This window comes from Streptomyces sp. NPDC051183, from assembly GCF_040682455.1.
Classification (GTDB): Bacteria; Actinomycetota; Actinomycetes; order Streptomycetales; family Streptomycetaceae; genus Streptomyces.
Map to the genome: position 1 here is coordinate 1 of NZ_JBFBBA010000021.1, position 16,724 is coordinate 16,724.

Sequence of the window (16,724 nt, forward strand, 5' to 3'; positions counted from 1 at the left end):
GGGCCTGGACTACATGAACTCCCGCTACGGCAGCCCGGTCGGCGCCTGGAACTTCTGGCAGTCCCACCACTGGTACTGAGCCGACCAGCGGTAGACAAGTGACACAGCGAGCGCCCGGCCGGGACATCCCGGCCGGGCGCTTTCGCATGTCGGGATGCCGGGGGAGCGGACGTAAGTGTCTGATTCACCGCGCGGTCACGCACGCCCCTCGTTCCGTTAACATGTTCGAGTTTGCGGTGATCGCCTAAGAAGATGACACATCGGCTGAAAATTGATTCCTAAAACTGACCGCGCGGCCCTCCAGAAGGACGGCAACGCCGTGTTCGCTGCGTGGCGTCAGCCACGCGTCATGCTGTGGGGTGCTGCCGGCGTCGTGGCCGCCGGCTTCCTCATAGCGCTGGAGATCGCCGCGCGCGGATATGGCGAGCGGGGACCGATCGCCGCCCAGGCGAGAGAGGTGATCTTCGCCCCCCAGTCGGGGACGGTGCTCTACGCCGGCATGGCGCTGATGATGGTCGTGCTCACCTGGCGGCAGCGATTCATCGCGATCGGTGCCGCGATCGGCATCGACCTCGTCTTCTGGCTCGTGCGGTGGTCCGTCGGCGCGCAGATGATGTACGGCAACGGCGCGCTGCTGGTGACCCTGGCGTGCGCCGTCATCGCCCTCACGCGCCGCACCGGCCGGGAGCGCGCCCTGCTCCTCAAGGGTGTAGGACTGGCGCTGCTCCTGGTGGCCGGCCGCAAGACCGGTTACACGTGGCTGCTGATCACCTCGAAGACCCGGCCGACCGTGCTCGACCAGTACGTGGCGACGGCCGACCACGCGCTGGGCAACCCGTCGTGGGTGGTCGGGCGGATCGTCGAGGCCAGCGGCCCGATCGGCGCCCACGTTCTGGACTGGGTCTACATCCAGCTCGCAGTGGCCGCGGTCATCGTCGCGCTGTACCAGCTCCGCAATGTCGCGGCCGAGCGCCGGTTCCCGGGCCACCACCTGGTGCGCACCTTCATCGTCGTCGGTCTGCTCGGGCCCGGCATCTACATGATCTTCCCCGTGGTCGGGCCGATCTTCGCCTACGGCGCCGACGGCGGACAGTGGGCGGTGGCCAATCTGTGGCCCCACACGCCGCCGACGGTCAGCGTCCCGCAGGCGATGCCCTTCTCCGAGTACCCCCCGCGCAACTGCATGCCCAGCCTGCACACGGCATGGGCCACCGCGATCTTCATCCACTCCCGCAAGGGCCCGCGAGCCCTGCGCTACCTGGGCGTGTTCTGGCTGATCGCCACGCTCGGCGCGACGCTCGGCTTCGGGTACCACTACGGTGCGGACATCGTCGCCGGTGTGGTGTTCACGGTCACGATCGAAGCGGCCCTGCGCGCGGTCGACCGCGGCTGGGACCGGCAGGGCGTCGTGCTGGTCGCGTACGGCACCGCGGTCTTCGCCGCGCTGCTCGTGGCGTACCGGTACCTGTCGATGGAGATGGCCGGACATCCGTGGGTGGCCGGGCCGCTCGTCATCGCGGCGCTGGCCTCGGTGATCTACGGCTACGTCCGCACCTCCAGGCGCTGGGACCAGCACCCGCAGCCACCGGTACGGGTCCCCGGCCAGCGACAGGAACGGCAGCTCGAACGAATCTGAGCGCCATGACAGAGGGCAGGGGCCGGTTCCCGCAAGGGAACCGGCCCCTGCCCTCGTCCGTTACACGGCGGGATGCTTGCTCCACGTCGTTCGGGGGATCATGGACTTCACGCGATATCGCAGACCGTCGGCCTCCCTGCTGCTGACGGTGGCAGTCGTCCTCGGCGCCGGGGCCGTAGCCGGATTCGAGTCGGGAGGCGACGGTTCGCTGACCCTGCTGCTCCGGCTGCGCGAGTTCGTCCTTCCGCTGGGATGGCTCGCCCTGGCTGCGCTGACCGGGGCGGTCCTCCTGTGGCTGACGAAGTCCTCCCCGCTGCGCTTGCCCCTGATGACTGCGCTGCTCGTCGTCGGCGTCCCGATGTTGTTTCTCGGCGGCTTCGCCACCGAGATGTTCGGTGGCTCGGACCAGGAGGTGAAGACCGAGTCGGCTCCCGGGCGCGGCGACCGCCAGCTGGCCGTGGTGGCGCGGAGCGGGTTCCTCGACCCGGTTTCGTGCGTCTACGTCCACCAGGGGAGCCCACCGTGGAACGCCGCTGGAGCGTCGGCTGCTTCAACGGCGACTCCGAGGACAACGCACTCAGGGAGACCGTGTGGACGGCCCCCGACCGGATTCGCATGACCACGGCCGGAGGGGCGGTCCACGAGGTGGCCGTCACCCCGGGCGGTCGGCCCGACCGGGTTGTCTCAGTCGGCTAGCAACGCACGCGCACGCTCGGCGAGCAAAGGCATCAATGTCTCTCTCCAGGCGTCGAGGGAGATTCCTCCGCTGGACATGCCGCCGTGGCTGTATTGCGCGCGGTACACGGACGACGCCGATTCGGTGAGCAGGTCGACGCCCACGAGTTCGCTGAACGCTGCCCGGAGCAGTCCGGCCACCTCGTCGACCGTCGGGGGAAGGTCCCTCCCCTGGAGGTGCTCGCGAAGGGCCCGCCACACGTGCGGATCGCCACGCAGGCCCCAGCGGGAGGGTTCCGGATCGAAGAGGAGGGCCATCTTCGCGGCGCTCGCATCACCATGTGCCATGGCGCCAGTCTCCCAAGGCCGTGCTCCGGACTCCGGTCCTGTCACCGGGGGAACGCAGCCAGGGCCGCGGTCAGGGCGGCGGCGAGGGTCAGGACCGCGGCGAACGCGGTCGCGACACGAACGTGGCCTCGCTCGGCACCGTAAGTCCGTTGAGCGCCTGGCTCGTCGTCGTGCGCCCGAGGGGGCCCGCCGAGCCAGGCCCCCATGCTGAGGCCATTAGCGCTTCGCGGAGGCCGGGCATCGTATGCGTCCGGCATGACGGACGGTCAGATGTCGCTGGGAGGCGCTACGTCCACGAGGCGGATGGAGGAGAAGCACCACCGGAGCCACAGGGTGGATTCGATGTCCCAGTAGGGAGCGGAAGTCAGTCCGTCGCCGACGGCGAAGCTGAAGCCCTGGGTCGCGAGGATCGCGCGGAGGGTGACGTGCACTCCGGCGTAGTCCTGGGCGACTTCGTCCCAGTCCGGGAAGACGACGCCGCTCTGCACGAGCGGATAGCGTCCGACGAAGGCCGCCCAGTCCCCGGCTCCTGTGATCTCGAGGACTTGGGCCGCCGGGTCGGTCACTCGGAGTTCCCAGGTGTGCCAGGGGCGCGGGTGGAGGTTCGAGCCCTGGTCCAGGTACATCCGCCACATGCCCGGCCCGGTGCGCTGCGCCGTGGAGGTGTAGAGGCCGAGCCGGAACGGCTTGGTGCTGGGGGGAATCGGGGCCCCTCGGGGCGTGGTGAACCGTTCGCGGGCCGGGGTGGCGTGCCTGGACGGCATCAGCTCGTGGGGGCCGGTGCCGATCCAGTGCTGGCGCGTACGGTCCAGGGGGCCTCGGACGAGGCTCGGCTCGTCGCGCGCGAGACGGCTCAACAGCACGCAGGTGTCGGCCACTTCGTCCGCGTCGGAGGGCTCGACGACCGTGCGCCCGCCGGTTCGGGCGTTGGTTTCGGGCTCGGTCCACAACGACATGACCGAGGTGAAGTGGCGCAGCCCCGCATCGGCGGAGGCGTTCGGATCCGCCGATGCGTCGAGGTCTGCGGCTCTTTGTGCCAGGACCCGGATCGGACTGGGGTGCACGCCGGTGGTTCCCTTCCCGGCGGCGCTCCCGTGCGCGGGACGGCCTTTCCGGTGGCAGCGGATCAGCAGGAGATGGGTACTTCCTGGCCGAGACCGTTGGCGGAGGAAGTGGGAGGGTTGTAGCCGGGAGGGAAGGCGACCTTGAAGTACATCCAGCCACGGTAGTTGCCGGGGCTGCACCGGACCGCCGCATTGTTCTGCGCCGCCCGGGTGTTCGTCTGGGTGCGCAGGGCCGACTGGTTGACGAGCTGTCCGTTCTTGTAGAGGGCGGCCCGCGTGGTGATCTCACGCACGGGCGCCGTGCACGACACGGTCATGACTACGTTCACCGTGCCGGGCACGTGAGTCGAGTTGTGCGGACGCTGTACCTGCCCCTCACACCGGATCACGGCCGACGCGTCAGCGTCCGAGCCGGCCTTCCCGGCTTCCACCGAGCCCCCCAAGTCGCCAAGGCCCCCCGCGGGGACGGTGGCCGGGGCGGACGGATCCGTCCTGGCAGCGGCGGGGGACATCCCCGCCAGGAGTCCGAGAACCGCCATCGATGCGGCCGCGGCCGACATCCTCCACTTGCGCATGCATCTCCTTGGGGGCGGGTGGTGCGGCGCACGGAAGGGTCGCCGAGCACTGCATCAGCCGATGTGCGAACGCGCACAAGATCCCACACGGTGCAGCCCATGCGCTACAGACCGTAATCAATCAGAGTGGCTCCGGCGCCCCCCGGGTTGACCTCCCAGAACGCCGCAGGCATCGTCACACCCCTACTGCCATGGGTGCCCCTCTCCTTCGGAGGAGAGGGGCACCCGGGTCCGGGGCGGTCAGGAGAAGTGGCGGACGAAGACGTCCGACTTGCCGTTGGTGTCGCCGGGCACGATGTCGTCGGCCGCGGACTGGAACACCACGTCGCGCCCGCCGGCGCTGACCGCGTCGGGCCCGGCCGAGGCGGGCTGGTCCGAGACGATCTCGTCGGTGCCCGTCTGCAGGTCGCGGAGCGTGAGCGACGGACCGCTCGTGCCGTGCGTCGCGGACAGCAGGTAGCGGCCGGTGGGATCGATGGCCACGCCCCGTACGTTGGGCACCAGTTGGGCGGTGCCCGAAGCCATGTCGTGGACGTAGGTGTCGGAACCCGAGAGGTAGACGACCTTGTTGCCGTCGTCACTCAGCTGGACGAGCGACGCCGCCGTCGACGGGCCCTCGACCGGGCCGGCGATGGTGCCGCCGATGTGGTCCCGTACGAAGACGTCCTGTGTCTGGCCGTCCTGGTAGGCGACGTAGCGACCGTCGCCGCTGATGGAAGGCCGGGACGGCAGGGTGTGGCCGAGGTTGGCGATCGTCTGGATGGCCCCGGTCTTCATGTCCTGGACCTCGATGCGCTGGCGGCTGAGGCCCGGCTGGTTGATGAGGACGGTAAGGGCGATGTAGCGGCCGTCCGCGTTCAGCGACGGCTGGTTGCAGCTGTAGGCCGAGCAGTTGGCGGAGGCCGTTCGTCCTGTGGTCACCTCATCCAGGCGGATCCGCACGTTCCTCATCCACTGCAGGGCATAGGCGACGTACTCTCCGTCTCCGCTGACCGCGGGGGGCTGGAGCGGTGTCAGGTACCCGACCCGCTTCGTCTGCCCCGCCTGCTGGTCGCGGAGGTACACCTTGTCCCCTGCCGACGGAGCGTCGGGCGTCAGGTTCGTCGCCGATGACGAGAAGACGACGTGGAGGCCGTCGGGCGTGATCGAGGCGCCGCCGGAGTTGCCGTCGGCCTGGGTGCCGTCGGGTGCGACGCTGATCCTCTCGACACCGGCGGTGAGGCCACTCGCGGGGCCCGCCCCTGCCGCGGGCTGGGCCGAGGCGGCTGCGGGCAGCACCGCGGCGAGCGCGCAGGCTGCGACCGAAGCGCTCAGGGCGGCTCGTACACGTCTGGTGGTGCTCCGGTTCGTGATTCCCCTCATTTTCCCCCCAGGAAGGACAAGGTCACCGCTCCGGCTCCCTGCCGGAAGACCACGAGCATGCAACCGCGACGGCGCTGGGTGGTCAATGCGGCACATGCCCGAGAGACGTGCTTTCGGCCAGGGCGCGGCGGAGTCCCGTTGCCGGGGCAGGGCCGGGTGCGGATCGCCTCGGTTCCACCGCGCCCGCTGCCACCCCGGGCGCTGCCCGACCGTAATTCGCAGGCGTGCGGCAACGGCACGGATCTACCCTGCCCGTCATGATCGATTGGAAGAACGTCGAGGCCGCCGACCATGCCGTGCCCGCCGGCCATCCCATGGAGGACCTCGTCCGCGAGCTGTCCCGGGCCCTGGCGGATCCCGATCCACTGATCCGGGACGGTGCGCCCTACTCCGTCCTTGAGACCTGGATAGCCCGCGGGACCATCGGGGCGCCCCGGCGGCTGGAGCTGGGGGACGAGATGGCCGAACGGTTCGCCGACCCGCGGGTCGAGGCCCGTACCTTCGCGCCCCTCGTGCTCGACATGCTGGTGGCCGCCGGGGACTTCAAGGCCGGCTGGGTGGACGCGTTCGAGCGCTGGTACCCGGCGGAACAGGACCTGCGCGGCCACGACGAGACCCTCGGCTGGCTCCACGCGGTGGCGCACGGCGCGGACCTGCTCGCGGGCTTCGGCCGCCACCCCGAAGTGGCGCCGACGCGGATGCTGGACCTCGCCGCCGCGCGGCTGACGGCGCCCACCGACCACGTCTACGACCAACTGGAGGACGACCGCCTGGCCCGGGCGATCGCCCGCGTCCTCACCCGCACCGACCTGAGCGAACGCGAAGCCGTCGGCTGGCTCGATACGGTCGCCGACCGATTCGGCGCCGACCGCATCAGCACCCCGGTGCCCGCTCACATCAGCAACTGCCTGCGCACCCTGCGCCTGCTCTACGTCCTCGCCGACCGAGGCGTGCGCCCCACCAGCGAACTACCCGCAGAGCCCCTCCACCACCGCGACGCGGTCAAGTCCGGCATCGCCGCCGTCCTCGACCGGATCGTCAAACGCTGACCGACGGCGGATCGGACCCCGGTTCGGCGTAGGCCCACTCATGCCCCCGCCGGCGAGCTCCTCGCGATGCGTTTCATTGCAGCACCGGTGGCGCAGTGGGGCGACGGTCAGGCACCAGGGCCAGCCGCGCCGCGGCGGCTCGCGGCCACCCGAGTGACCTGCGCCCGGCCCACGGCCCGGTACGGCCGTACTGCACGCACTCCGGCGCGAGGATGCACAGACCGCCGACCAGCTCGAGTACCGAAGGCTGGTCGCCCTGGCCGGCTGAGACCCCGTTACCCTCCGGGCCGCTCGGGGAGGTGTTCGTAGCCGCGGTACCCGCACAGCGATGTGGCCGGCACGTGGACGCCCGGGTTCTGGCCGACCAGCATCACCTGGCTCGGCCCCGCTCCCTGCTCCCACGGCCCGGATCCGATGCGGCCAGAGGCGCCTCCGGCCTCCGCGAATGAGATGCCGAGGGCGGGGCAGGCGCGAAGCGAACAACGGCAGGTCCTCGCCGTTGGACCGAGGTTGCCCTGGAACCGACGCCAAGCCCCGGCGCCGACCGACTGGCCCGCTCCCCGAGCGATACGCACCCACCGAGCCGCCGAGGGCGCCGAGGACACTGCGATCGAAACGGAAAGGGCGGTGAATCATGGGCGAGAAGAACCCGGACCCCCGTCCCGTGCTGCTTCCCGATGAGGGAGCCATGGTGGACGAACACGGCCGCCCGCCGGGAGCTGCGTCCAGGACGGGCACGGGCAGCGGCCCGCCCGCCGACCCGGACCGTGTGGACCGAGCCCGTGCGGAGCAGACGCGGGGGAAGGCTCGAAAGGACGGGTCAGTCGGACAGGCTCGGCCACGGACCGAGTAGGCGCCGGACACACGCAGCCGAGATGTGGCTCGCTCGGGCAGGACTGGGAGGGGTGGGCATGGGGGTACGGGGCGCGGACGTGCTGGTGATCGGTGCGGGGGCGGTGGGTCGGTCGCTGGCCTTCGCGCTCGCGGCGGCGGACCCCGCTGCGCGCGTGGTGCTGGCCGGCGACCTGGCAGGAAGCGGTGGGGCGTCGGGTGCGGCGGGCGCGATGCTCGGCGCGTTGGGCGAGGTCACCGACCAGGGGCTGCGGACCGGCCACGGCCGACTGCGGACCGAACTCGCGATCGAGGCGGCCGGGTGCTGGCCGTTATGGCGGGAGCAGGTCCGGTCCCGTGCCGGCTCCGCCGCACCGCCGCACGACGGGTACGGCACCGGCACGTTCATGGTCCTGAACACGGTCTCCTCCGCCATGGACGACACCGCGTTCTCGGCGGTCGCCCGTACCGCGGCCGAGTACGGTCTCGGCTGCGAGGCGACTGCCCCGGCCGAGATTCCCGGGTACCGGCCGCTGGACAACGACCGTGCCCTGCGCGCCTGGTACCTGCCCGCAGAGGGCTTCATCGACGCCCGCGCCTGGCTCGCCACCCTGGAGGCCGCTCTGGCCGCGCTCCCCAACGCGATCCGCACCCCGGCCGGCACGCTCACCGCGGCCCCGGGTGGCGGATACCTACTCGATACCCCCACGGGTGCATTCCGGGCCCCACGCGCGGTGGTCGCGGCCGGCGCATGGACCACCCCGCTCCTGGAAGCCCTCGACCCGGACCTGCCCGTCGTTCCCGTCCTGGCCGCGGCCGGCACCGCGGTGACCGTGGCCGGCCCCGAGCCGTGGCCGCGGGTGGTCCGTACCCCCAACCGGGCCTACGCGTGCGGTCTGCACGCCGTCCCGCAGGCCGACGGCACCCTCTATCTCGGCGCCAGCGCCCAGGCGGCCCTGACCCCCACCGCCCGGCCCACGGCCGGCGCCCTGCGCTTCCTCCTCGATGCCGCACTCAGCCAGCTCGACCACGGCCTCGCCGGTGCCGGGATCGTCCGTACGCATCACGGCAACCGGCCCCTGTCCCTGGACGGCCACCCCGTCATCGGCCCCACCGTCCGCGAAGGCCTGTGGGTGGCGTCGGGCACGCACCGCGACGGCCTCCACGCCTCCCCCCTGATCGCCTCCGTCCTTGCCGACGCACTCCTCGCTCCCGCTCCGATGACCGGCACGCTGTCGGGCCCGCTGGCCGCGTTCGCCCCGTGCCGGGAACTGATCGCCGACCACACCCTCAAGGAGGCGGCCGCGGAAGCAGCAACGCATCACGCGGCGCTCGCCGCCGAGGCCCGGATGAGGCCCCCACTGACCGGCGCCTGGCCGCAGGCCCTGACCGATGCCTACGCCGCCCGGATGGAGAACGCGTACGCGGCCATGCCCGACGGCTACGTCCCGCCCCCGGACCTCGCACCCCTCGCCTACGAGGACACCGGCCCCGCTCTGGCCGAACTCGCCGCAGCACATCTGGCACGGCACGCCCGCGCCCACCGGTAGGCGCCCTGGCGATCAGGCGGGGCGGCCGCCGAAGGGGGCTTCCGGTTCCGTACGTCGTGCTCGGCGGTCGTACTGCGTTCCGCCTGGGCTTCGCCTGCCCCGCCCTTACGGCTTCACGCACCCGGATCGAATGTCGGGACCGCGAGATCGTGGGACGCGGCGTCACGGCCGAAGGGCGGGTTGTGGCTCAACTCGCCGGTCCGGGAAGGCATCGCGCACCTGCACGAGCAGGGGAACGGCATCGTGATGATGACTCACCCCGCGGTGGTACCGCATGGCTCCGTGACGGGGATGGCGCGGATGGCGCGGAGGCGGCGGCACCGGGCGGTCGGACCTTGACCGGGACGGCGGGATGGTCCGCCCGTGCCGTACCGGTCCCGGTCGAACCGGTACGGCGGCGGGCTGGGCGGGAAGGCTCAGGCGGCAGTGCTCAGAACAGCGTCGATCAGCTGCCGCTGGTCCTCGGTGAGGTACGGATCCTGCAATTCGATCAGCTTGCCGTCGACGTGGACGACGTAGCGGAACCCGTCCGGAACGGGGTCCCGCCCCACGGGGCCCTCCCCGCTGAGCGCGAGCTCGGCCAGCCGTTCCAGCTCGGGCCCGTCGGCGCGGCACTCCGTTTCGAGGGAAGCGGTCTGCTCCCCGCCCGCGAACCCGCCGCTGCGTGTGACGGTGATCAGCATGGTGAGACCTCCTTGGCGAGAACACCGCCTGGTGGGTCGGCCGTTCGCCCGGCCGGAGCCGGGCCCGGGCCCGAAGGCGGTGCATGGCTGTGGTCAGCCCTCGCCTGCCCGCAAAACCCGGGCACACGCTGTGCCCCGCGTACATCGAGTGCACAATGTCCGAAAGCGGGCGTCAGCGCGCAGAAGACAGTCCGGTCTGCTCCAGTGCCCGCAGAGCGGCCTGCCGGTCTCCCGCCGCGTGTACGTCCGCGGCGTCGAGTACCGCTTCGAGGTCGGGGACGGTGAGGCGGTAGGCCTCTGCCGCGGCGAGCAGTTCGGCCGCCCGCTCCCGGGACGGCACCAGCTCCAGGCCGGCCAGCATGCGCAGTGCCTCCTCAGGCACCACGAAGCGGCTCATGCCGCAGTCGAGGCCGTCGTCCTTCAACCCGTCCGGGTAGGGCGCGCGAGCCCAGGTGCCTTCCTCGTACCAGTAGACGCAGCCCAGTTCCCAGCCTTCGAGGAGCCCGCGCAGCCGCTCGTACGGAAGCCAGTCCGGGCCTTGCGCCAGCATGTCGATCGCGGGCTCGTGCCACTTGACACCGCTGGACTCGTCCTCGCCGTACAGCACGTAGCGACCCTGCCCCATCGGTGCGAGGGTCCACCAGGTGCAGCCGCAGTCGTCGAGGCGCAGCCCCTGCCCGTCGATCCAGGTGCCGGTGCGGTGGATGCCGAGCGTCTCCGCCTCCTCCGTGGCCTCCAGTACGGCGGCCAAGGCCCAGCGGGCCCACAGCAGTTCGGCCGCGGGAAGGTCCTCGGGCCTGCCCGGCCTCTCGATCGCCATGCGGTGTCGCTCCTTCGCTCCTGGTGTGGTGCCTGCCCGTGATCGTAATCGGCCTTCGCCGCCGCCGAGGCCACGCGTACGAACACCAGGGCGGCCGCCCTCACCGGTGTGAGGGCGGCCGCCACAGGAAGGTGCCGGGCCAGGTGCCGGGCTGGTCAGACCGGTCAGAGGTTCCAGGTCTGGGTCGCGAAGGCCGGGTCGGCGGCGTGGCTCCACTGCTGGGCCGCGGCGCCGTTGTCCTTGCTGGAGTTGCTGATCTCGAGCGTCTTGCCGCTGTTGACGTTCGTGATGTTCAGGCCGACGGTGCTGCCGGCCTGCGAGATGGTCCAGCGCTGGGTCGGGATGCCCAGGCAGGACCACTGCTGGGCGCGAGCGCCGTTGTCCTTGCTGGAGTTGACGATCTCCAGGCACTTGCCGCTGTTGGCGTTGACGATCTCGTAGACACCGGCCGTGGTCGTGGCCCGGAACTCCCACTTGGCGCCGGGCTGGCTGCCGCAGCTCCACTGCTGGGCGTCGGCGCCGTTGTCCTTGCTGGAGTTGACGATCTCCAGGCACTTGTCGCTGTTGGCGTTGCGCAGGAGACCGGCGGCCGGCAGCGGGAGGGGGGACGGCCAGGCGTTGACGCCGAAGGCGATGGCGCCCTTGCCGTCGCCCTTGTAGAAGTTGAAGCGCTGCTGGTCGCTCCACAGGCCGCCGAGGTCGTTCTTGCCGTCGCCGTTGAAGTCACCGGACAGCACGACGGGCATGCCGTTCCAGGTCTTGTCCTGCCACATGGAGACGCCGTCGTCGAGACCGGCCGAGGCGTTGCCGTTGTAGCGCCGCAGGGAACCGTCACCGGCGAGTCCGACGACGTCATCGCGGCCGTCGCCGTTGAAGTCCCCGGTGGCGACCTTCTGCATGCCCTGCCACGTGGTGTCGCGCCACATGTTGCGGTGCTGGCCGGTCATCAGTCCGTTGGTGCCGGTCGTGTAGGAGTGCAGGGCGCCCTTGCTGCCGCCCGTTCCCCAGACGGCGATCAGGCCGTCGCGGCCGGAGTTGTCCGCCTTGAACCGGGCCAGCTGGAGCATGTTGTTCCAGTTGGTCGTCTCGTCGGTCCACATCGACTTGCCCGCGGCCAGGGTGCCGTCGGACTGCCCGGTGTAGAGGCGCAGTGCGCCGCTGCTCCACACGGAGGCGATGTCGGTGATGCCGTCGCCGTTGAAGTCGCCGCCGATGATCTTGGTGGCGGGGGCCCAGGTGCCGTCCGCCTTCCACATGGGGCGACCGTACTCGAAGGTGCCGTCGGACCGGCCGGCGAAGGTGTGCAGGTTGCCGTCGGTGGTGACGGCGGCGATGTCGTCACGGCCGTCGTTGTTGAAGTCACCCGTCGCCATCACGCTGGTGACCTGGGGGACCAGGCTCGCCAGCCGCACCGCGGGGGTGGTCTTGCGGACCTGGTCGACCCAGGCGGCCACGTCGTCCACGCGGACGTCCAGGGCGCCGGTACGGGTCTCCGCCGGGTCGGTGCCGAGGCAGCCGCCCTGCCAGGAGTGGGAGTTGACGGCCGCCAGCTCCACGACGCCGTCCTTCTGGCGTACGGCGGGACCGCCCGCGTCGCCCTTGCAGACCGTCGCGCCGTCGACGCCGTCCAGGCCGAGCGCGCCACCGTCGAGGGAGGTCACGGCGAAGACGCCCGAGTGCAGCTTCTGAGGCACCCATTCCGTCTTCGTCCGCCCGAACCCGAGCGAGGTCAGCTGCTCGCCGACCGCCGGGGCCGTGGCGGCGACCTTGACCGGCTCGACGCCGACGACCCGCCAGGCGAGCTTGACCATCACCAGGTTGCGGTCGGCGTGCGGCACGAGCTCCACCGCTTCGACCACGGTGCCCGTGGACTGGGTGAGGTCGGTGCGCCCCACGGTGACGGTCGTCTTCACGGCCGGCTTTCCGGCAGCGAGCGGCGCGGTGCCGTCACGGAAGCAGGACGCCGCGGTGATCACCCACTGTGCGTCGACCAGCGCGCCCGAGCAGGCGGACTTGTCGCCGACGTTGAGGTTCGCCGCGAAGGCATAGCTTCCGCTCGTCACGCCGCTGCCGTTGAGGGCCGTGGCGGGGGTGGCGGTGAGGAGTCCACCTGCCACCGCGGTGGTGAGCAGAGTGGCAGCCCACGCAGTGCGTGAACCGTTTGCTGACATGCTGTTCCTTTCGGTACGCGAAGGGCATCGACCTGGGTGCGTGTCCCGCGGGCCGCTCGGCGCCGGCACCGCGATCCCGGTCCGGGGCAGGCCCTTGCTGGTGGAGCCTCGACTGCCGCGCCACCGTCCGAAGGGCGTCGCGCCAAAGCCATTCAGGAGAGCGATTGAACCCTCCGCGTATCGGCAATTGAAGACGTGAATACCTGGCGCAAAATATCCCGCCTGCCTGTCGGTTCGTCAACTCGCGGCTCTGTGAGTACGCACATGTGCGCTGAAGTGTGCGGATCCGCGCGCGTGGAGTCATGAATTCCGCATGATGTGCGGGGGGCTTTCCTTGACGGGAGGGGGTTGGGTGGGTCAGATCGGACAATCAAGAGGGAAGTTGATGCATAATCAACTACGGTTGATCTCGATGGGATCCCGGGCTATGATCTCGAATCAGGGGCACGCCAACCGCATCGGACACCTTGCTCCGGTGCGCCCGGCCGGTTCGATGGCGCTGGGAATTTTTTGCTCAGGGGAACGGACCTCGGTCCTCACTTCTCCGCGCAGAGCGCCTGGTCGATGAGGCGATCCGTACGCCCGTCGCGGTCCTCCATCGCGAGGTTCGTCGACCGCACTACGATCGCGCCCCGCTTCCCCTTGTCGGTGAAGCCGTTGGCGTTCAGGTGGCCCAGGGTGGTTCCGCCGTGGCCCCAGGAGCCGCCGCCGCAGCTCAGCTCACGCCAGAAGACCCCGAGCCCTGCCCGCTCGGTCACCCCCGACCCCCCGGTGGCGACGGGGACCGTGCGCTGCATCTCCGCCAACTGCTCCCGCTTCAGCAGCTCCCCGCCGAGCAGCCCCCGCCAGAAGCGCGCCAGATCGTTCGAGGTGGTGATGAGGTCTCCGGCCGACCTGCCCCAGGACATGTTCACCTCGGTGCTTTCGACCAGCGCCCCGGCCGGCTTGAACTGCATGTAGGCCTTGGCGTGCGGCTGGGGCAAGCCGATGTCGCCACCCTGGGAGAAGGTGTGTCGCAGGCGGAGCGGATCGATGATCCGGTCGTGGACCTCCTCGCTCCACGGCCGTCCCGTCACCTTTTCGATGATCATGCCGGCGAGGATGTAGCCGGTGTTGGAGTAGGAGAAGGTGCGGCCGGGCTCGGAGACCGGCCGGTCCTTCAGGGCCATGGCGACCAGCTCGCGTGACGAGTACTGATCGAAGCGGTGCTCCCGGAACTGCTCCTCGCCCGAGATGACGGGCAGGCGGGGTGCGTAGTCGGGCAGCCCGCTCGTGTGCTGGAGCAGCTGCCGGACGGTGATCTTCCGGCCGTCGTTGCCGTTGCCCCGCACCAGGCCCGGCAGGTGCTTCTCGACCTTGTCCTCCAGCCGTATCCGGCCCTCACCGACGAGCTGGAGCACCACGGTGGCGACGAAGGTCTTGGTGTTGCTGCCCATCCGGAAGTAGCCCTGCTCCGGCATCGGCCGGTCGGTGCCGCGCTCGGCGGTTCCACTGCTCAGGGAGGTCCGCTGGTTCCCGTTGACCAGTGTGGCCTGGGCGCCGACCACGCCTTCGATACGGACGATCTCGTCCAGTGCCTTCTGGGTACGGGCCCGCGCGGAGTCACCGGCCGGGCTCGACGACTGGGGCTGGTGGTGGGGCTGGGCCCAGGCCGTGGCGCCCGGAGCTGCCAGGGCCGTCGTCAGGACGGCGACCGTCAGGGCGCCCAGGACGAAGCTCCGGCGCGGGGCGCCGGAGCGGGAGCGGGCGGCGGGAGCGGAGGTGCGTATGCGCGTCACGTTGAAGGCCTCACGTCGATGTGTACGATCCGGGGTGCACAACGGCAGGGAATCCGGCGGGAGATGTCCCACCGGAGCCGCGCCCCGTGATCATTCAGTCACGGCCGGCCGGTCCGACCCATGGTGCCTACACCCAGATCGGGCATGCTGTGAACGCCACCGCGGGGGTGGGGAGAACCCCAGGTCCCGGCGGCCAACACGGCTGTGGTGGAACGGCGGTGCGCATCGGCGCGGCCGCGGCGAGACCGGCCACCGTCACCGGACGTGGAGGCCCTCGCCGAGGACGGGCACCGACTCCGGGACATGGACGAAGGACTTCAGGTCCCGGGTGTTGATGCCGTACGCGGCGTCGTTGCCCTTCGACGGGCCATGCGGACAGATGGCGTTCGAGGGGTGTGCGGTAGCAGGGGGTGACGCGGGTGTCCCCGAGGAAGGTGGCCATGCGGGCGGCCTCGTGCTGAACGGCGGTTCGTGTCTCGGGGCCCGGGTCGGTGAAGAGGTGGTGGTTGATGGTCCCGTCGGGACGTTGGGCCCACGCGCCGATGATGCGGCCGTCCGCCCAGACGGTGGGGCCGATGTTGCCGTTGCGGTCGAACAGCGCCGGCGTGTGCTCGGTGTCGAGGTACCAGTCCCGATGGCGCCATCCCATGGGGGTGGGATCGAGGCCGGGCAACAGAGCCACCCAGGGTTCGGGGTCCGAGACCGGTTCGAGGTCCTCCGCCAGCACGTAGCCGGTGCCTTCGTCGAGGTCGACCGCTTCGGCGCCGGTGGCGGCGATCGCCTTGCGCGTGGCGGTCAGGGTCGAGCCGGTCCACCACTTCAGGTCGGCTTCGGTGACGGGCCCGAACACGGCGAGGTAGAGCCTGGCGAGAGCCGCCTTCGATGCGGCCGGAGGCAGCTCGGGCAGGGGTTCGGCAGGCGCCCAGCGGAACCGGGCGGATGTCCAGCTCCCGGCCGGGCGCGCGCGGCGGATACGGCCTTCGGCGGCGAGGACGCCGAGGACGGTGGAGGCGACGCGCCGACGGGACTCGTAGGGCTTGCCGGGGGAGGTGACGCTCTGCTCGCGCAGAGCGGGTACGGCGTCGGCGAACTCGGCGGCGGTGACCTCGCCGCGCTCGGCGAGGAGGGCCAGCGCGTCCTCTCCGCCGCGGTGTAGCGGAGCCCGTCCCAGCCGGCCGCGTCACGCAGCCGGTCCATGGCCCCGGCGCGGCCCATGTAGGCGTCGGGGCCGAGGGCAGCCCGCACCGACCTCGTCACCGCCACCGCTGCCGCAGCCGCCATGAACGGCCTCACCCTCACCGGCCTGGCCGGCACGCGCCCCGCCGACCGAACCCACATCGAAGCCGTCCTGCGCCGCATCCTGACCCCCAACCCCACCCTCGGCCTGTAGTCACCCGACCGGGTGAAGCCGGTTCCCTCGTGGCGATGAGTCTGCGGGCCTCCGCGGGTCTATCCATTGACGGAGACAACCGACTCATCGGGAGCAAACCATGGGCCTCATCCACATCGAGCTGTTCGCGACCCTCGACCTCGTCGGGCAGGCGCCCGGCGGGCCCGACGAGGACCCGGTGGGGTTCCCGTTCGGCGGCTGGCAGGCGCCCCTGCTGGACGAGGTCGCCGGGGCGCAGGTCGGCGCCGCGTACGAGGGCACGGACGCCCTCCTGCTCGGCCGGCGGACGTACGACATCTTCGCCGCCTACTGGCCTCACCAGGAGGGCGGCGAGGACAACGAGATCGCCACGCTCTTCAACCGCGTCCCGAAGTACGTGGCCTCTCGCAACAGGCCCGACCTCTCGTGGGCCGGGTCCACGCAGCTCGGCCCGGACCTCGCGGCCGCGGTGCGCGAGATCCGTGAGCGGCACGAGCACGTGAAGGTCGTCGGGAGCCTGGACCTGGTGCAGACCCTCCTGCGCGAGAAGCTCTTCGACCGTCTCGATCTCTGGCTGCACCCGATCGTGCTCGGCGTCGGGAAGAAGGTGTTCGACGGTGGCGCGGTGCCCACCAACGTCACGCTCCTCGCACCCCCGGTCGCCAGCCCGAAGGGCACGGTGTACCTGCGCTACGGGCTCGCGGACGGCATTCCCGCGACGGGCGACATGAGCGCACCCGATCGCGGTGTCGGAAGCGACGACTGAGGCCGTCCCGCGCCTGGTGGGTCGGTCGGCGCCGCTGTGCGGCCGGC

Annotated in this window: 14 protein-coding genes and 1 pseudogene; 6 read left to right on the forward strand and 9 right to left on the reverse strand. The window is 71.0% G+C overall.

Annotated elements, in window-relative coordinates; all coding sequences use genetic code 11:
- From AB0M99_RS19715 to AB0M99_RS19725, 3 genes and pseudogenes are all read left to right on the forward strand, one after another.
- Positions 1-79, forward strand: a pseudogene (locus AB0M99_RS19715) (lytic transglycosylase domain-containing protein); the annotation flags it as partial.
- 270 nt (positions 80-349) lie between these two features.
- Positions 350-1,636, forward strand: a complete 1,287-nt coding sequence (locus AB0M99_RS19720; RefSeq protein WP_365922054.1) for a phosphatase PAP2 family protein — start codon at positions 350-352, stop codon at positions 1,634-1,636.
- 76 nt (positions 1,637-1,712) lie between these two features.
- Complete coding sequence (locus AB0M99_RS19725; protein ID WP_365922056.1) at positions 1,713-2,255, forward strand: hypothetical protein; 543 nt, start codon at positions 1,713-1,715, stop codon at positions 2,253-2,255.
- Between the two features lie 65 nt (positions 2,256-2,320).
- On the opposite strand, the gene AB0M99_RS19730 is transcribed toward AB0M99_RS19725, so the two are convergent.
- From AB0M99_RS19730 to AB0M99_RS19745, 4 genes are all read right to left on the reverse strand, one after another.
- Positions 2,321-2,659: a hypothetical protein gene (locus AB0M99_RS19730; protein ID WP_365922058.1), complete on the reverse strand. Its 339-nt coding sequence runs from the start codon at positions 2,657-2,659 to the stop codon at positions 2,321-2,323.
- A 266-nt stretch (positions 2,660-2,925) separates the two neighbouring features.
- Complete coding sequence (locus AB0M99_RS19735) at positions 2,926-3,723, reverse strand: hypothetical protein (protein WP_365922060.1); 798 nt, start codon at positions 3,721-3,723, stop codon at positions 2,926-2,928.
- Positions 3,724-3,785: 62 nt separating this feature from the next.
- The gene (locus AB0M99_RS19740) at positions 3,786-4,040 is read right to left on the reverse strand and encodes a hypothetical protein (protein WP_365922062.1); all 255 of its coding nucleotides are present in this window, start codon (positions 4,038-4,040) and stop codon (positions 3,786-3,788) included.
- A 498-nt stretch (positions 4,041-4,538) separates the two neighbouring features.
- Positions 4,539-5,660, reverse strand: a complete 1,122-nt coding sequence (locus tag AB0M99_RS19745; protein ID WP_365922064.1) for a hypothetical protein — start codon at positions 5,658-5,660, stop codon at positions 4,539-4,541.
- A gap of 257 nt (positions 5,661-5,917) precedes the next feature.
- On the opposite strand from AB0M99_RS19745, the gene AB0M99_RS19750 reads away from it, so the two are divergent.
- Together AB0M99_RS19750 and AB0M99_RS19755 are read left to right on the forward strand one after the other, a co-directional pair.
- Positions 5,918-6,709 (forward strand): DUF2785 domain-containing protein, encoded by a 792-nt coding sequence (locus AB0M99_RS19750; protein ID WP_365922066.1) that lies wholly within the window; start codon positions 5,918-5,920, stop codon positions 6,707-6,709.
- A 911-nt stretch (positions 6,710-7,620) separates the two neighbouring features.
- Positions 7,621-9,090 (forward strand): FAD-dependent oxidoreductase, encoded by a 1,470-nt coding sequence (locus tag AB0M99_RS19755; RefSeq protein WP_365922067.1) that lies wholly within the window; start codon positions 7,621-7,623, stop codon positions 9,088-9,090.
- Between the two features lie 416 nt (positions 9,091-9,506).
- Here the strand turns inward: AB0M99_RS19755 and AB0M99_RS19760 are convergent, their stop codons facing one another.
- From AB0M99_RS19760 to AB0M99_RS19780, 5 genes are all read right to left on the reverse strand, one after another.
- Positions 9,507-9,773: a protealysin inhibitor emfourin gene (locus AB0M99_RS19760; RefSeq protein WP_365922069.1), complete on the reverse strand. Its 267-nt coding sequence runs from the start codon at positions 9,771-9,773 to the stop codon at positions 9,507-9,509.
- Between the two features lie 172 nt (positions 9,774-9,945).
- On the reverse strand, positions 9,946-10,593 hold the full coding sequence (locus AB0M99_RS19765; RefSeq protein ID WP_365922071.1) for a hypothetical protein: 648 nt from the start codon (positions 10,591-10,593) through the stop codon (positions 9,946-9,948).
- Between the two features lie 164 nt (positions 10,594-10,757).
- Entirely contained in the window at positions 10,758-12,710 is a 1,953-nt protein-coding gene (locus AB0M99_RS19770) for an RICIN domain-containing protein (protein ID WP_365922072.1), read from the reverse strand.
- Positions 12,711-13,300: 590 nt separating this feature from the next.
- The gene (locus AB0M99_RS19775; RefSeq protein WP_365922074.1) at positions 13,301-14,542 is read right to left on the reverse strand and encodes a serine hydrolase domain-containing protein; all 1,242 of its coding nucleotides are present in this window, start codon (positions 14,540-14,542) and stop codon (positions 13,301-13,303) included.
- 127 nt (positions 14,543-14,669) lie between these two features.
- Positions 14,670-15,713, reverse strand: a complete 1,044-nt coding sequence (locus tag AB0M99_RS19780) for a winged helix DNA-binding domain-containing protein (RefSeq protein ID WP_365922259.1) — start codon at positions 15,711-15,713, stop codon at positions 14,670-14,672.
- A 319-nt stretch (positions 15,714-16,032) separates the two neighbouring features.
- Here AB0M99_RS19780 and AB0M99_RS19785 point away from each other — a divergent pair, with 319 nt between their 5' ends.
- Entirely contained in the window at positions 16,033-16,677 is a 645-nt protein-coding gene (locus AB0M99_RS19785; protein WP_365922076.1) for a dihydrofolate reductase family protein, read from the forward strand.
- The last annotated feature ends 47 nt before the right edge of the window (positions 16,678-16,724 follow it).

What these genes read in the sequence shown, in the direction of transcription:
- AB0M99_RS19765 (WP_365922071.1), bottom strand. Translation starts at nt 10,593, where the DNA reads ATGGCGATCGAGAGGCCGGGCAGGCCCGAGGACCTTCCCGCGGCCGAA.
- AB0M99_RS19720 (WP_365922054.1), top strand. Translation starts at nt 350, where the DNA reads ATGCTGTGGGGTGCTGCCGGCGTCGTGGCCGCCGGCTTCCTCATAGCG.
- AB0M99_RS19745 (WP_365922064.1), bottom strand. Translation starts at nt 5,660, where the DNA reads ATGAGGGGAATCACGAACCGGAGCACCACCAGACGTGTACGAGCCGCC.
- AB0M99_RS19740 (WP_365922062.1), bottom strand. Translation starts at nt 4,040, where the DNA reads ATGACCGTGTCGTGCACGGCGCCCGTGCGTGAGATCACCACGCGGGCC.
- AB0M99_RS19760 (WP_365922069.1), bottom strand. Translation starts at nt 9,773, where the DNA reads ATGCTGATCACCGTCACACGCAGCGGCGGGTTCGCGGGCGGGGAGCAG.
- AB0M99_RS19785 (WP_365922076.1), top strand. Translation starts at nt 16,033, where the DNA reads ATGGGCCTCATCCACATCGAGCTGTTCGCGACCCTCGACCTCGTCGGG.
- AB0M99_RS19730 (WP_365922058.1), bottom strand. Translation starts at nt 2,659, where the DNA reads ATGGCACATGGTGATGCGAGCGCCGCGAAGATGGCCCTCCTCTTCGAT.
- AB0M99_RS19750 (WP_365922066.1), top strand. Translation starts at nt 5,918, where the DNA reads ATGATCGATTGGAAGAACGTCGAGGCCGCCGACCATGCCGTGCCCGCC.
- AB0M99_RS19755 (WP_365922067.1), top strand. Translation starts at nt 7,621, where the DNA reads ATGGGGGTACGGGGCGCGGACGTGCTGGTGATCGGTGCGGGGGCGGTG.